The following is a 14843-nucleotide window of genomic DNA, read 5'->3' as shown; positions in this document are numbered from 1 at the left end:
CGTCGCTCGCGCTCGCGGTGCGAGTCGTACGAACCGTCGGCGCCTGGGTCTTCCGGTTCACCGATACCGAGGGCATCGAACGCGAAGTCCGCCCCGGCAACGCCCCAAGCGCATCTCCACCGCCCCGGAGCGTGTCGAGATCACGTACGACCGGGACCATCCGGAACGCACGGCCGCCACCCTCCCAGCCACACCTGGGTTCTCCGAACGATGGGCGAGCGCCTGGTCGATGACCCGGTCGGCGACGCAGCGTTCCAGGCCGTACTCGTCGGCGCAGAAGGCCGCGAGCGTGTCGAACTCGGCGTCGGTGACGAGGGAGCGGCCGGTGCGCGTCTCGGCGGCGATGACGGTCATCGGACGCCCCACCGTGCTCACACGGTGGAACGTACCTGCCTGGCGAACTCTTCGGTACGGACCGCATGGTGCCAGGCAGCGTCCCGGGCTTGGCAGGCGGCGAGGACTTCGGCCGGGTCCTCAGTGACGTACACGCCCAGGGTGGTGTCATCGTCGTCGAAGGCGAAGCGGGCCATGACCGTGGAGTCGAAGAGCCAGAAGTCGTAGTCGGGCAAGCGCAAATGCTGCGCCTGGGCGCGGGTCAGGTTGCGAATGTCCTCGCCTGCGGCGACGTTGCTGGGGGCGCTGGCAAGGAGGAATGCCTGTCCCTGAGTGGGCGGTTCGTCGACCACTCGGACGCGCTCGAACCGCTTGCCCTGCGCCGTCTGCGCCCGGACGTTCTCACGCCAGGTGTTGTCCGGGTCGCCGGCAATGTCCTCGCCGACGAGGAACCGGGCCCACTTGGGACTGTTGCGGTCGGAGGCGTAACCGCGGCGCGTCTCCAAGCGCCATGCGGTGTGCTTGAAATCGTGGAAGAGCTCGGAGATCGAGGCGAACGGCTGGAGTTGCGGGGCGTCGCCCCTGGGCGCGTAACGGGTCAGCAGACTGCGCGGAACCCGCACGAACGTCTCCGACTCCTTGACGTCCCGCAACTCGGTGAGGTGCTCCGGGTCGCTCTCGCGCTCTCCCTGGACGAGGATCTCGTCCGTGCCTTCGATCTCGTACAGAGTGGGGCAGTCGCCGTCGTCACTGGTCGTGCCGAGGAACCTGAGCGTCACGTCACCCTCCATCTGCGCTGATTGGAGATCCAGGATGCGGCGCCGGTCACCGGTCCTTGTTCTCCTGCTTCAGCCGGGCCGTGAGGTCGATGCCTTCCTGCACTGCGATGTCGAATTCAGGGTCCTGGTAGAGGCGGATTCTGCCCCGGTAATCGACGATCACCGCAGCGACCGCGTTCAGGTCCGTCTCCGTCGATGTTTCCAGCGCATGCTGAAGATCTGCTTCGAAGGACTCCCGGTCGCCGGGGAAGCCGTGCCCGGACCGCAGAGCCGCTCGAATGTCGCCAATGGTCCTCAACGACAACGGCGCAGGAACGGGCGTTTCCTCGTGCTGTGCGCTCACGATCTGCTCCTTGATCCTCTGTCCTACGGGCAGTGTCCTACAGATCCCGCAGCCAGGATGCATCTTCCCTCAGCGCGCCGGATGCCCCTGCGCCAAGGCCGTCACGAAGGAACGCCAAGCCCTGCTTCCCACGGCCACCACCGGCCCTCCCGACACCTTGGAATCGCGCACGACCGCGCCTTCCTCCATCAGCCCGCACTCGACGCACTCCCCGCCGGCACCGTTGCTGTAGGAAGACGTGAACCACACCAGGCGGCTGGAACTGCTGGGCTCTGCAATGCTCACTTTGCGTATTCCTTCAAGATCGTTTCGATCAGATGGGCCGAACGCTGAGGGCTCAGGGCCGCGGCCCGAAGACCGTCGAACGCCCGGGTGTACTCACGAACGTGATGCTCGCCCTCCAGGTAGACAGCATCGGTAATGCCGTCCCGGTATACGAGGTCAGGATCCTCAGGGGCCGGAAAACCCAGCATGGTGAAGGAACCCGTGGCCGGATAGGTGCCCGAGTCGAAAGGAAGAACCTGGAGGGTCACACTCGGCAACCGGGCGGCGTCCAGGATGCGTTCCATCTGCTCCCGCATCAGCGCACGGTCTCCGATGACGTTGCGCAGAGAGCCTTCGTTCACGATGAACCAGGCTTCGGGACCATCGGGTCGGCTCAGCATGTCCTGGCGCTCCATGCGCACCCGTACGGCCCTGTCGATGTCCTCGGCGGACATGTGCGAACCGGTCCTGTGGAGCTCCGAGGCGTAAGCGTGGGTCTGCATGAGGCCGGGAATCAGTTCGCACTGGTACTGGCGGAAGGTGGACGCGTCCTGTTCCAGGCCGATGTAGATGTTGAACCACTCCGGAACGCCTGAGCCGTGGACCTGCCACCAGCCCCGCACCTTGGCTTGCCGGGCCAGCGACTTGAGGAACTCTCGCAGTTCCTCAGTGGTGCCGTAGAACCGGCACAGCGCATCGATGTCCGATGGTTGGACCCGTCCGCTGCCCGTTTCCATGCGGTTGACCTTGGAGCCGCTCCAGTCCAGGGCTGCGCCGACCTGGGCGCACGTGAGCGCGCTCTGCTCGCGGAGCTTTTTCAGCTCGATCGACAGACGACGTCGGCGTGCCGTTGGTGACCCGGCCATATCAACCCCGTTTCCGGTAGCGGGCGTTCAGTCTCGCGCCAAGAGGTGTGCTTGCCAATCACTCGGAAGTGGGAATCCCGCCGTGCACATTGCATGAGGGGATGCGTGCACAGCACCCTGATGGCAATGCAACTCATCGTGAGTGCCCGTGACGCTGCGTGGCGCATGGGGTGCGTTGTAACCGAGAGGGGTTCTTCGTGGGACGGGAAGCGTGCATGTCGCGCAAGCCTTGGGACCTTGCCTTCACGGCTGAGCCGACTGAGGTGGCCGCCTTGCGCCGGGTCATGCGGCTGCACTTGGGCATCTGGGGGCTGCACCAAATCGCCGACGAAGCCCAACTGTGCGTGAGCGAGTTGGTCTCCAACGTCATCACGCACGTAGGTCCCGGAACCCCGGCCACGCTCGCGGTCTCTATGAATGGCACGTATCTGCGCATTGAGGTCCACGACCCCGACACCCATGCCCTCCCCACGCTTGTTGCCGTGGACGCTGAGTCAGAGGGCGGACGCGGCATGGCCCTGGTGGACGCCCTGGCCGACCGTTGGGGTGTTCAGCTCGGTGCCGACCGGAAGGTGACCTGGTGTGAGTTGGCAACAGCGCTCACCTCACCGACCGGCCACATCGGAAGCCCCGGTGTGATGCGGGCGGAGAGGTTGCTCGGCCTCTACGCGGCGACGAAACCGCCTAGCGGTACAAGCTCGGGCAGCCTGAGCACGGCCCTTGCCGAGGAAGCCGTGATCGATGCCATTACAGACTTCCTGCACTGGCTTCGAGCCCATGGCTGCGATGTGGACGAGGTTCTCGACCGTGCTCAGATGCACTTCGAGGCCGAAGCCAACACGTCTACCTAGACAGCCCCGGGGCTCTCATCCGCTCGTGATTGAGGCGTACGAGCTCACATCGGCGGGAAGCTCGTGGTGCAGATCCCAGGTGATCGCCATGGGCTTGCTGCCGGTGTGCCCCGCGTACGTGGCCGGTCCCAGCAGCATCCACGGCTCGGCCTTGCCGATGCTGTTGCGCTTGTAGCGACGCAGGAACAGGAGAACATGGCTCCCCTGCTGGGCGTGCTGCTGATAGCGCAGGCCGGTTACCGAGTTTTCCGGAGTGGTGCTCTGGGACTCCCAGTGAAAGCGAGTCGAGCTGATCGCGTAGTCCTTGTAGCGGACCGTAGGGGAGAAGTCCCGCTCGCTCTTCTCCAGGGTGATGAGAAGGGCGTCGGTCTTAAGCTCCTCCACCCAGCGCACCCCCTGCCCAAAGTCTCTGGGCATCTGGCCGCCCAGCCGTGCCACTCCAAGGGCAGAGAGGATCTCGGAGCGGTTGTAGGCGCTGTGGACTTTCAAGGGGATGTGGGAGAGTGGGCCTTCCAGCGGGAGAGGGAAGTGATCAGCCTCTTCGAGAGCGTACGACAGGACCTGCTGAAGCTCGTCACGGAATGCCGGCTGGGCGCGCAACGACTCGAGGCCCTGTTGGTAGCTGGAGAAACCACCGGCGTTGTCCCACAGGTTGAAGAAGAGCATACGGGCGTACGCCTGCTCCCCAGGGTTCAAAGAGTCGTAGCCAGGGGCGTCATCTGCGAGCAGGCGGAGATACGCCTGGACCCGCTCTCGGTCGTCGACGTGCAGGAAAGCGTGAACGCGTTTGAGGAGTTCTGCTTCGCCTGACGGAGCCTCTTCCCGGAGGAATCCCGCCTTACGCAGGATCTTGGTCCAAGAGTTATCGCTCTTGTAGAGCTCCTGGATGTCGCGTCGGCTCTCATGTAGGTAGTCAGCCAGTCGCGGAGTGCTGTAGGCCTTGGCTTCCTTGGCCAGTGTGGTGATGGTGGCCTTGAGCTGGGTGCGGATGTTGTCCAAGACGAGATCCTTGGACTTGCCCTCCAGGATGATCTGGCAGCCGGAGGGCAACTGCGGGAAGTCGCGCTCAATGCTGTCGATCAGGCGGTTGCGCGAGAGGTTGGTCAGCGCCCGGAACTGCTCCTCAAAGCGGAACTCCGCCCGATGCTGCCCGATGAAGTCGAGCACAGTCAGGACAGGCTTGTTCGGCGTACGGCGCAGCCCGCGCCCGAGCTGCTGGAGGAAGACGGTCGCGCTGTTCGTGGGGCGCAGGAGCAGCAGTGTGTCGACGTCCGGGATGTCCAGTCCCTCGTTGAACAGGTCGACCGAGAAGATCACCTGGATGCGACCTGCCTTTAGGTCATCGAGCGTCTCCTCGCGCACCTCGGGGCGCGAGTCGCTGTCGAGAGCCGCTGCCTGGAACCCGGCCCGGCGGAAGCACTCGGCCATGAAGTGTGCATGCGCCTTGGTCACACAGAATCCGAGCGCCCGCATCGCCGCGGGCTGGGAAATTTTGTCCTCGACCTGCTTGATGACGATCCGGGCCCGGGCCTCGTCACCCGTGAAGAGACTCCCGAGCTGATCACGGTCGTACGTGCCCGATCGCCAGTTGAGACGAGTCAGATCCGTACCGTCCGGAACCCCGAAGTAGTGGAAGGGGCACAGCAGATCGTTTTCGAGCGCCTCCCAGAGCCGCAGCTCGGCGGCGATACGGCCGTTGAAGAACTCGTCCTGCACGTTGAGCCCGTCCATCCGCTCAGGGGTGGCGGTGAGACCAAGCAATTCGGCTGGCTTGAAGTGGTCGATGACCCGTCTGTACGTCTCCGCGGTGGCGTGGTGGAACTCATCGATGACGATGACATCGAAGTGCTCGGGATCGAGCTGCTCCAGCCGCTGAAGGTTGAGCGACTGGACGCTGGCGAAGACGTGCGTCCAGTCCCGAGGCTCTTTGCCGCTGTGGAGGAGCTCACCGAAGGAGGCGTTGTCGAGCACCTCTCGGTAGGTCCGCAGGGACTGGTTGAGGATCTCCTTACGGTGAGCGACGAAGAGCAGGCGCGGAAGCTGCCCACCGCGCGTATCACGCATGTTGCGGTAGTCCAGGGCGGCCATGACCGTCTTCCCCGTACCAGTCGCCGCGACGAGAAGATTCCGGCTGCGGCCACGAACTTCCCGCTCGACATGGAGACGCTCCAACATGTCCCTCTGGTGTGGGAGAGGATGCACCGCAAGACCAGAGAGGTTGATCTTGAGTTCTCCTCCCGCACCCGTGCCGCCGGCCTGAGCCAGAGCCTCGGTGAGCCGCTCGCCGTCACGGTCCGGGTCGTACGCCTCGAACGCCGTGTCGGCCCAGTAGGCGTCAAAGGTTGCCTCGAACTTGTCGAGCACTCTGGGCGTGGCAACGGAAGACAGCCGTACGTTCCATTCCAAGCCATCAAGCAACGCGGCCTTCGACAGGTTAGAGCTGCCAACGTACGCCGTATCGAAGCCGGTGTTGCGGCGGAACAGCCAGGCTTTGGCGTGCAGACGCGTCGACCTGATCTCGTAGTTGACCTTCACTTGAGCGCCGAACTCGCGCACCAGTCTGTCCAGGGCATGGCGGTCGGTGGCGCCGATGTAGGTGGTCGTGATGACCCGGATGGGTACGTCGCGTTCCTTGGCCGCGCGGAGTGAGTCCTCAAGGACCCTTATGCCGTACCACTTCACGAACGCGCAGAGCAGGTCGATGTGGTCTGCGGTAGCCAGTTCCGCTCGCAACTCTGCACCCAAGCTGGGGTCGTCGGGGGCGTTGGTGATCAAGGCTGTCTCGGAGAGAGGAGTGAGGGGTCTGATGGCGTAGACGCCAGGCGCCTCTTGCTCGGCCAGGGCCAAGAGTTGCCGAGGACCGTCGGCGATCGCGGTCACTGCGTCGTCCGCGTCAGGATCTGGCGCGTTGGTGATCAGCGACTGCATGATCTGGTTGGCAGCGGCGACCTGCTTGTCATGGGGCAGCTGACTCAACCGTCGCCCAACCGCCTCGCCGATGTAGCGGGCGAGGACATGCGGCGAAGATTCCGCGCTGACCTCCGCGTGGATGGGCTTCCATCCGGCTGCGTTCAGCCGATCGATCTGTGCCTGCATGCCTTCGGTGATGAGCTCTTCGTACACACCCGCTACAGGTTGTGACAGATCTCCTGACTGCACCACCGTCGCTCCCCCGATCCTTCGTTGAGCCACGACCAGTTCTAACAGCAGCCACTGACAAGGCGGAGGGAGGGGCTCGGGTTCGGCGCTGACTGGTCAGCATAAGAATCTGACGTGACATAAGCGATCATCTTCGATCAGTATGGTGTGATGGGCGAGCGAGTGATCGGTCACATAGACGGCGTCTTACCTGGTGATGTCTTCCCTGGACGAGTCGAAGTCAGGGACGCCAAGCTGCACAGCGACAACATGCGGGGGATCTCGCGCCTGAAGGACGAGGACGGCGTGTACGTCGCCGACGCCATCGTGCTCAACGGTGGGTATGTGGACGACGAGGATGGCTGGACCTGGGTTCGGTACACAGGTGCATCCCCTGACAAGGAGAAGGCTAAAGACGGTAAGTCGCTACTGCGGAGTCAGTCTTGGGACTACCGGGACAACGCAGCGCTTGCGCTCAGCTACGAGCGCGGCTACCACGTCCGGATTATCCGGGGCCATAAGGGCGACGAGCGGTACTCTCCGGGCAAGGGCTACAGGTATGACGGCCTGTACGAGATCACGGCCATTCGTACTGCGATATCCAAGTCGCCAGCCCCCGACGGCTCGCCTATCGAGATCTGTCAGTTTGATCTGGAGCGCCTTCCTGCTCCAGAGCAGGAACTGACCGCTGCTGAGCGCAGGATCGCCGAGGTACTGGGACAGCAGGAGGTGTTGCTGGACCCAGAGGCGGAAGCTGTGGACGGCGACCATGACGATGACGACTCGTCTGAGCACGCCGAATCGGAGAAACTCCCGACGACGCGTGTCACCCGCGTCCAACGCATCGTGCGTGACCCCGCCACCGTACGGCGTATCAAGGCGCTCTACGACCACGAGTGCCAGATGTGCGGCTTGCGCTTGGTCGGCCCAGATGAGAAGCCCTACAGCGAAGGCGCGCACATCAAGCCCTTGGGTAAGCCCCACAAGGGGCCTGACGTGGAGCGCAATATCCTCTGCCTTTGCCCCAATTGTCACGTTCGATTGGACATCGGGGCCGTGGTCATCGCGGAGGATTGGTCCATCGTGGTGCGGGCGGGAATGTTCGGCGACGGGCTGCGGGCGAAGCTCAAGACGCACCGGAAGCACAAGGTGCATGAGGAGTATGTCCGCTATCACAGGGAGTTATGGGGTGGGGTCAGTGGCCTCAGCTAGCCCGTCAGTGCAGCTGTGAAGCCCGTCATGACTTGGACAAGTCGGCAGCAGAATGAGACTGCGTGGGCGGCTTCCGGGATGCCAATAATGCAGCGATGCTTGCGGCAATGGTCTTGGCAGGCTCGTGCTCCCAGAAGCGGCGGAACAGCACCAGACACGTGAGCATTCTGCCGGCGCGCTGGAGGTGTTGCCTCGGGGTCGCAGAGTGCGCCGCCACTTAGTCCGGTCGTCGGCTGTGCTGCGGGGCGGGGGTGACCGGGCGCCGTCTGGTCTGGCGAGGCCCCTCTCACACCAGGCTCCACACCGCCAACCCCACCCCGAACAAGCACACCCCCACCCCACACACCAGGTACGTATAAGGACTGAACGACGCCTGCGTCCGCACCACAACCACCCGGCGAGGATCCGCGGGGTCGTACCGCACCACCACCTCGTGTCCCACCCGAAGCACATGCCGGTCGGCGTTGAGAGGGGCTCGTCGGTAGGTCTGTTCGTGGGGGCCCGCCCGGTAGCGGACCTGGGCGGGGTGCATCACATCCCCCTCGCGGCGCGGGCCCCGGGCGACCTCACCCTCTGTACGCGTACCCCGGACGCCGAGCCGCCGTAGGCCTTCGCGTCCCCGGAGGGCGTTCAGGGTGACGCGGAGGCCGTAGGCGAGCCATCCTGCGGCGAAGAGCAAGGCGAACGTCAGCCATGGCTGGGTCACCTTGGCCTGCCTGGCCTGCCTGGCCTGCCTACGGCGGAGCGGTCCGCCTTACAGGTGGTGTGTGTTCCCGTGGCACCCCTCATACGCACGCCCCGTCCCGCACCAGCAATCAGCCCCCCTCTGCGGTGGCCAGGCCACCGCTCGTCCCCGTGCCGCGAGCGTCGTCGCGTACTGCGGCAGCAGGTCGGTGTCCCCCGGTGAAGTCCCCTCCGAGGCGGCGAAGGCCTCGTACGACGGCACGGTCGCTGTGACGATGCCCAGGTTCGGGGTGCCGGAAGCGGCCAGCTCCCGCAGTGCGCCCTCTATCCCGGAGAGGTGTTCCTCGTGGGAGGGGTACTCCTCCGCGAGCGACGGATAGGCGGTCACCAGCTCCGCCAGTTCCCCCGCCGGCCAGTGCAGTACGGCCACCGGGAAGGGGCGGGACAGGGCCTCTCGGTACGCGCCCAGCTCGGCCCGCAGGCGCCAGATCTCGGCCTCCAGCTCCAGAGGGTTGTCGGAGCCGAGGGACCAGACCCGTTTCGGGTCGTGGAGCTCGTCCAGGGAGACCGGCGACGAGTGGAGGGTGTCCGCCAGCATGTCCCACTCGTCGTGGGCCGCGCCCAGCATGCGCCGTACCCGGTGGCGGCCGAACAGCAGCGGGTGCGTGGAGTACGGGGGCTCCGCCACGTCCGTCAGCAGCAGCCTCACCCCCTCCGTGAACGTCTCCTGCGCCGCCTCCAGCTCGTCGTGGGTCTCCAACGCCTCTGCGACGATCACCCAGGGGGCCGGGTCACGGGGGGCGGTCGTGCGGATGCCCTCGATGATGGCTCTGGCCTCCGCCTCGTGGCCGTACTCCCAGAGGTTGGACGCCTTGAGGGCCCGTACCAGGTGAGGGTTCTCCAGGCCGTCCGGGGAAGAGGACAGCAGGCGGTCGTAGAGCGCGGTCGCGGCGGGGCGGTCGCCGGACAGTTCCAGGTGGGCCGCGGCCTGCAGCAGCAGGGCCTCGGCGTCCTCGGGATACAGGCCGGCGGTCCGCTCCAGGCGTGCCGCTTCGGCGGTGTGGTCGACGTTCTCGGCAGGCGTGTCGGGGCGCATGCACGACACCGTACTGCCCGCCGATGACAAAGGAGAGGTATCTGCAGGCCAGGCGCCGGATCCGGGCCAGGCGCCCGATCGGGGTCAGGTGCCGATCCGGGCCAGGTGCCCGATCCGGGCCGGGCGCTCGGCACCCGGCCCCCGGGCGTCCGGCCCCTCTAAATCGCCACCCAGATCGCCACCCAGATCGCCACCTAAATCGCCACCTCGATCGTCACCTAGATCGTCACCCCGTCGATCTGCAGCGTCTGCACCGCCTTCGCCGCGAACGGCACCGACACCGACTTCCCGCTCAGGAACCGGTCCGAGTACGCCTTGTACTTGTCCCCGCCCGTGGTCACCGTGTTCCACCGCGGGACCAGACCGCCCGAGCCGCCCGTCACCGTCGTGAAGCGGGAGAGGTCGAAGGTCAGGGTCTGGGCCGAGGTGGAGGTGTTCAGGGCCACGATGACCAGGCGCTTCGCGGTCGCGTCGTAGCCTGCGACCGCGTAGCTCACGCCGGTGTCGAGGATCCTCATCCCGGGGCGGATGTGGCGGCTGAACTGCGCCATCACATAGAGCTTCGTCTCGACAGCGCCGGGCTGCAGGGTGTTCTCGTCGTACTTGATCATCCCCCAGCCTGCCGTCGGGTCCATGACCTGCCAGTAGACCCAGGCCGTGGGGTGCAGCCAGCGGAAGTCGTAGAGCAGGTTGAAGGCCATGGTGTAGCCGCTGCCGTCGCTGTCGCCCGTCTCCGAGTTCCACAGCTTCTTGCCGGACGTCGTCACCACGTCCGTGTAGAGCAGGTCCCGGCGGCCGCCCGAGCCCTGGTAGCCGTGCACGTTCACCTGGTTGACCAGGGCCTTCGTCGAGGAGTTGAACGACGCCCAGGTCGAACGAGCGGTGTCGTAGTTCGTCTCGTCGGAGGCCGAGATGCGGACGCCCGTCAGGCCGCGCTTGTCCAGCTCGCTGCGCATGTAGGGGAGTACGGCCGCCTGGACCGCCGGGTCCATGTGGCAGCCCTCCTGCGTTCCGGTGGCCGTCCACCAGGTCGAGGCCGGCTCGTTGAAGGGGTCGACCGTCGAGAAGTTCACGCCCCAGTTGTTCTTGGCGTACAGGGCTACGGCCGCCAGGTGGGAGGCGTGCTGGCGGTAGTTCCAGGACTGGAGGTTGTTGCCGCCGCCGGAGGCGCCCGAGGGGTTGTGGTTCAGGCACATCCACCACATGGGGGAGTTGGCGAACAGCTCGGTCGTCGCGCCCCGCTGGGTCGCCTTCTGCAGCATCGCGCGCTGGTTGGCGTCCGCCGTCCAGTCCCAGGCCGAGGAGGTGGGGTCCTCGTTGTTCCAGTCCTGCCAGTAGCCCTCGATCTGCTTGAAGGCGGGGATGTTCGGCGACGCGACCATCGTCTCGCCGCCCACACTGTTCCAGCTGCTCGCGCCGAGGTTGTAGCGGGCGATGTTGAGGCCCAGGCCGGGGAGGGCCGTGCCGTTGTAGGTCACCGAGTTGGTGGTGAAGAAGAGGTCGGCGAAGTCGTTCCGGTTGCCGAAGACGTTGGCCCACCAGGCGAGGGAGGTGCCCCAGCCCTCCCACGTGCCGTACGACGTCGACGGGTTGACGGCGATCGTGGCGTCGGCGTGGGCCGTGCCCGTCGCCATCGCGCTCCCGAGGAGCGCGCCGCCGGTGGCCGCCAGCAGGGTTCTGCGTCGGATCATGACTTCTCCGCTTCGCTCGACTCAGACCGGGCGCGAACGTCCCGACCGGCCCGTTCCGCCGGTCGTCCCAACCGGCTCATCGGGTGCGACACGAAGCATCGGGTGTCGTGAGTGGTGTTGTCGAGAGTTCCGACAGCCCTTTCTCAAACCTCTGGAGGAAGTGCCGAGGGGAGCAGGCGTGCGTGTGCGGGGCTGGAGACCTCGTGCCGCTCCGCTTATGGTGCCCCGCGTGCGGACACCCCTCGTACAGCACAGCACCCGGCGGCGGCGCGCCCGGTACCGGCGGGTGCTCTGGAGCGGCGCCGAACTCCTCGTCACCGCCGGGGTGTTGGTCCTTCTCTTCGTCGCGCATCAACTGTGGTGGACCAACCAGGAGGCGAAGGAGGGGGCCGAGCGGAGGGTGGAGGCGCTGGAGCGGGAGTGGGAGACCGGCGGCGCCGACGACGTCATCGGCGACGGCGGCTCCCGATCCGACTCCGGCTCTGACTCCGACTCCGGCTCAGATTCCGATTCCGATTCCGACGCCGGTTCCGGCAGCGGTCGTACCGCCGCGCGGTCCGGCGGCAGCCCGGACCACTTCTCGTCCGGTGCCGCCCCTCGGCCCTCCCAGGCCTACGCCGTCCTCCGCATCCCCAGCCTCGGCCTGCGCGTCCCCGTCGCCGAGGGCACCAGCAAGCAGCAGGTGCTCAACAAGGGGTACGCCGGCCACTACAGCCACACCCAACAGCCGGGCCAGGCGGGCAACTTCGCCCTCGCCGGGCACCGCAACACGCACGGCGAGCCGTTCCGGTACCTCAACCACCTCAAGAAGGGCGACAAGATCGAGGTGGCGACCAGGAACGCGACCTACACGTACACGGTCGACGTGATCCTGCCGCGCACCTCACCCCGCGACGCGGGCGTCATCCAGCCCGTGCCGCGTTCCCTCACCAGGCCCTCCTACGGCTACGACACCCCCGGCCGCTACCTCACCCTCACCACCTGCACGCCCGAGTACACCTCGCGCTACCGCCTGGTGGTGTGGGGGAAGCTGACCGCCACGGAGCCGCGGTCACGCGGGTAGGGCGGGCTGCCGCGCGGCGCCTCACCGACGTACGGCACGCCGACCGCGGCACCGGACTCGGCCCGTACGGCGAATGCCCCGCCTGCGGAACTCTTGTACGCCTGCGGAACTCTCGTACCGGTCCGGACGTCCTCATGAGGGACAGGGACCAAGGGAAGGGGGAGTGCTCGTGATGCGCGACTGGGTCACCGCCCTGCGTCCGTCCGCCGTCCTCCTCTTCTTCCTCCTCGACTTCGCCCTCTTCGACACCGGCGGCCTCTCCGCCACCGTCGCGCTCGCCGCGACCGCCGCCGCCGGTGCCGCGCTCGCCGTCTGCTGCCTGGTCGCCGCGCGCTGCGTGCCGGCCGTGCCGCCCACGCGGGTGCGTACGGCCATACGCGACCGGGACCGTCGTACGGCCTTCCTGCCCCAGCGCGACCCCGACGCCTCCGGCCGGCCACGGCCCAGGGCACCCGGGCACGCCCTGCCGACGGCCGTCGCGTAGGGCACATCACCCAGGGCATCCCTCAAAACACATCACCCAGGGCATCCCTCAGGGCACATCACCCCAGGTTCACCGTGCTCCCGCGCGCGTCGTCATGCCGCCAGTCATCACTTCCCCGGCACGACGAGACCCCCGGAGGGCTCCTCACCCATGTCCGTCTTCGTCCACCTCGTCGAGTGGTTCGCCGACCTGCTCGAACCCCTCTTCCACGCCTCCGCGGCCGCCGCCGCGATCATCCTGTTCACCGCGCTCGTACGACTCCTCGTCCACCCCCTGTCCCGGGCCGCCGCGCGCGGGCAGAAGGCCCGGGCCGCGCTCCAGCCGCGCATCGCCGAACTGCGCAGGAAGCACGCGCGGAACCCGGAGCGGCTCCAGCAGGCGGTGCTGGAGCTGCACACGAAGGAACAGGTGTCCCCGCTGTCGGGCTGCCTGCCCAGCCTGCTCCAGCTCCCCGCGTTCTTCCTCCTCTACTACGTCTTCTCGCACTCCACGATCGGCGGCGAGACGAACGCGCTGCTCACCCACCGGCTGTTCGACGCGCCCCTCGGCGACAGCTGGACGGACGCCCTCGCGGACGGCGGGATGTTCGGCGGGGCGGGGCTGGTCTACCTCGGGCTGTTCGTGGTCGTCACGGCCGTCGCCACCTTCGGCTACCGCCTCTCGAAGCGGATGACGGCCACGAACCCGGCGATGGCCGCCGCCGCGGACGACCTGCCCGGGGCCGGAGCCGCCGGCGCCGTCAACGCCGTCACCAAGGTCATGCCGTTCATGTCTTTCTTCACGCTGGTGACGGTGGCCGTGGTGCCGTTGGCCGCCGCGCTGTACGTCGTCACCAGCACGGCGTGGAGCGCTGTCGAGCGGGCGGTCCTGTACCGGTGACGATCCGGGGCGCCCGGTCCAGTGGCGGCCTGGTGGCGGTCCGATGACGGACCAGTGGCGGCCCAATGAGGGGCCTGACGACGGCCCGGTGGCGGTCCGGCGTGCCCCGGGTGAAGGTCCAGTACGTGAACCGGGTATTGCGGAGTGGACGCCCAGCTCGGAGGATCGACCAGTCATCCGATGGCTGCACCAGGTCCGCATCGTGGTTGCACCCGTCGGCGGGCGCCGCTCCGCCATCGAGGGAGATTGTGATCATGAAGCTGCTGCGAGTCGGTCCGGCGGGCGCGGAGCGCCCCGCGCTGCTCGAGGCCGACGAAAGCCTGCGGGACCTGTCGGGTGTCGTGGACGACATCGACGGCGCGCTGCTCGCCGACGACGCGGCGCTCGGCCGGATCCGGGCCGCCGTCGACTCCGGCGAGCTGCCCTTCCTGGACCCGGCCGGGCTGCGCATCGGGCCGCCGCTGGGCCGTATCGGCAAGATCGTGTGCATCGGGCTGAACTACCACGACCACGCCCGGGAGACCGGGGCCGAGCCGCCCGCCGAGCCGGTGATCTTCTTCAAGGCCGCGGACACCGTCGTCGGGCCGCACGACACGGTGCTCGTCCCCCGTGGGTCCACCAAGACCGACTGGGAGGTGGAACTCGCGGTCGTCATCGGGCGTACGGCCCGCTACCTGGAGTCGGCCGAGGAGGGGCTCGCCCATGTCGCCGGCTACGCGGTGGCGCACGACGTGTCCGAGCGGGAGTTCCAGATCGAGCGGGGCGGGACCTGGGACAAGGGGAAGAACTGCGAGACCTTCAACCCGCTGGGGCCCTGGCTGGTGACGGCCGACGAGGTGCCGGATCCGCAGCGGCTCTCGCTGAGGCTGTGGGTCAACGGTGAGCTGAAGCAGGACGGGACGACGGCCGAGCAGATCTTCCCCGTGGGGGAAGTCGTGCGGTACGTCAGCCAGTTCATGACCCTTTACCCCGGTGACGTCATCAACACCGGGACGCCGGCGGGGGTGGCGCTGGGCGCGCCCGAGCCGAAGCCGTTCCTGCGGGCCGGGGATGTGGTCGAGCTGGAGATTTCGGGGCTGGGCAGGCAGCGGCAGGAGTTCAAGGACGCGTAGCGCTCCGCTGGGGAGGCGGGGAACTGCGGTGGTTCGTGGCTGCGGGCG

At 67.0% G+C, this 14843-nt stretch carries 15 protein-coding genes; 6 read left to right on the top strand and 9 right to left on the bottom strand.

Annotated elements, in window-relative coordinates; translation table 11 throughout:
- Positions 1-57: 57 nt before the first annotated feature.
- From ACPT94_RS30030 to ACPT94_RS30010, 5 genes are all read right to left on the bottom strand, one after another.
- Positions 58-375: a hypothetical protein gene (locus tag ACPT94_RS30030; protein ID WP_425247263.1), complete on the bottom strand. Its 318-nt coding sequence runs from the start codon at positions 373-375 to the stop codon at positions 58-60.
- Positions 372-1112 (bottom strand): DUF6879 family protein, encoded by a 741-nt coding sequence (locus ACPT94_RS30025; protein ID WP_425247262.1) that lies wholly within the window; start codon positions 1110-1112, stop codon positions 372-374. Before ACPT94_RS30025 ends, ACPT94_RS30030 begins: the two co-directional genes overlap by 4 nt.
- Before the next feature lie 46 nt (positions 1113-1158).
- Positions 1159-1455: a DUF6247 family protein gene (locus ACPT94_RS30020; RefSeq protein ID WP_425247261.1), complete on the bottom strand. Its 297-nt coding sequence runs from the start codon at positions 1453-1455 to the stop codon at positions 1159-1161.
- Positions 1456-1524: 69 nt separating this feature from the next.
- Positions 1525-1740 carry a DUF397 domain-containing protein gene (locus tag ACPT94_RS30015; RefSeq protein WP_425247260.1) on the bottom strand — a complete coding sequence of 72 codons (216 nt, stop codon included), beginning with the start codon at positions 1738-1740 and terminating at the stop codon, positions 1525-1527.
- Positions 1737-2585 (bottom strand): helix-turn-helix domain-containing protein, encoded by an 849-nt coding sequence (locus tag ACPT94_RS30010; protein WP_425247259.1) that lies wholly within the window; start codon positions 2583-2585, stop codon positions 1737-1739. The genes ACPT94_RS30015 and ACPT94_RS30010 overlap by 4 nt, the downstream gene beginning before the upstream one ends.
- A 215-nt stretch (positions 2586-2800) precedes the next feature.
- On the opposite strand from ACPT94_RS30010, the gene ACPT94_RS30005 reads away from it, so the two are divergent.
- Complete coding sequence (locus tag ACPT94_RS30005) at positions 2801-3436, top strand: ATP-binding protein (protein WP_425247258.1); 636 nt, start codon at positions 2801-2803, stop codon at positions 3434-3436.
- A 15-nt stretch (positions 3437-3451) separates the two neighbouring features.
- Here the strand turns inward: ACPT94_RS30005 and ACPT94_RS30000 are convergent, their stop codons facing one another.
- Positions 3452-6532 carry a DEAD/DEAH box helicase gene (locus ACPT94_RS30000; protein ID WP_425247287.1) on the bottom strand — a complete coding sequence of 1027 codons (3081 nt, stop codon included), beginning with the start codon at positions 6530-6532 and terminating at the stop codon, positions 3452-3454.
- A gap of 213 nt (positions 6533-6745) precedes the next feature.
- On the opposite strand from ACPT94_RS30000, the gene ACPT94_RS29995 reads away from it, so the two are divergent.
- Positions 6746-7786 (top strand): YDG/SRA domain-containing protein, encoded by a 1041-nt coding sequence (locus tag ACPT94_RS29995; RefSeq protein ID WP_425247257.1) that lies wholly within the window; start codon positions 6746-6748, stop codon positions 7784-7786.
- 286 nt (positions 7787-8072) lie between these two features.
- On the opposite strand, the gene ACPT94_RS29990 is transcribed toward ACPT94_RS29995, so the two are convergent.
- The 3 genes from ACPT94_RS29990 to ACPT94_RS29980 form a co-directional block, all read right to left on the bottom strand.
- Complete coding sequence (locus ACPT94_RS29990; protein WP_425247256.1) at positions 8073-8492, bottom strand: DUF3592 domain-containing protein; 420 nt, start codon at positions 8490-8492, stop codon at positions 8073-8075.
- A gap of 48 nt (positions 8493-8540) precedes the next feature.
- Entirely contained in the window at positions 8541-9566 is a 1026-nt protein-coding gene (locus ACPT94_RS29985; RefSeq protein WP_425247255.1) for a hypothetical protein, read from the bottom strand.
- A gap of 218 nt (positions 9567-9784) precedes the next feature.
- Positions 9785-11257, bottom strand: coding sequence for a glycoside hydrolase (locus tag ACPT94_RS29980; RefSeq protein ID WP_360336959.1), 1473 nt, complete (start codon positions 11255-11257; stop codon positions 9785-9787).
- Positions 11258-11486: 229 nt separating this feature from the next.
- Here ACPT94_RS29980 and ACPT94_RS29975 point away from each other — a divergent pair, with 229 nt between their 5' ends.
- The 4 genes from ACPT94_RS29975 to ACPT94_RS29960 all read left to right on the top strand — a co-directional run bounded on the left by ACPT94_RS29975 (position 11487) and on the right by ACPT94_RS29960 (position 14795).
- On the top strand, positions 11487-12320 hold the full coding sequence (locus ACPT94_RS29975; RefSeq protein ID WP_360336957.1) for a class E sortase: 834 nt from the start codon (positions 11487-11489) through the stop codon (positions 12318-12320).
- Positions 12321-12492: 172 nt separating this feature from the next.
- A complete protein-coding gene (locus tag ACPT94_RS29970) occupies positions 12493-12804 on the top strand; it encodes a DUF6412 domain-containing protein (RefSeq protein WP_360336955.1) in 312 nt (103 codons plus the stop codon).
- Between the two features lie 150 nt (positions 12805-12954).
- Complete coding sequence (locus ACPT94_RS29965) at positions 12955-13683, top strand: YidC/Oxa1 family membrane protein insertase (protein ID WP_360336953.1); 729 nt, start codon at positions 12955-12957, stop codon at positions 13681-13683.
- Positions 13684-13937: 254 nt separating this feature from the next.
- Positions 13938-14795: a fumarylacetoacetate hydrolase family protein gene (locus tag ACPT94_RS29960; RefSeq protein WP_360336951.1), complete on the top strand. Its 858-nt coding sequence runs from the start codon at positions 13938-13940 to the stop codon at positions 14793-14795.
- Positions 14796-14843: the final 48 nt, after the last annotated feature.

The organism is Streptomyces aurantiaciflavus (assembly GCF_049808595.1).
Classification (GTDB): domain Bacteria; phylum Actinomycetota; class Actinomycetes; order Streptomycetales; family Streptomycetaceae; genus Streptomyces.
This window is presented reverse-complemented; position numbering and strand designations above follow the sequence as displayed.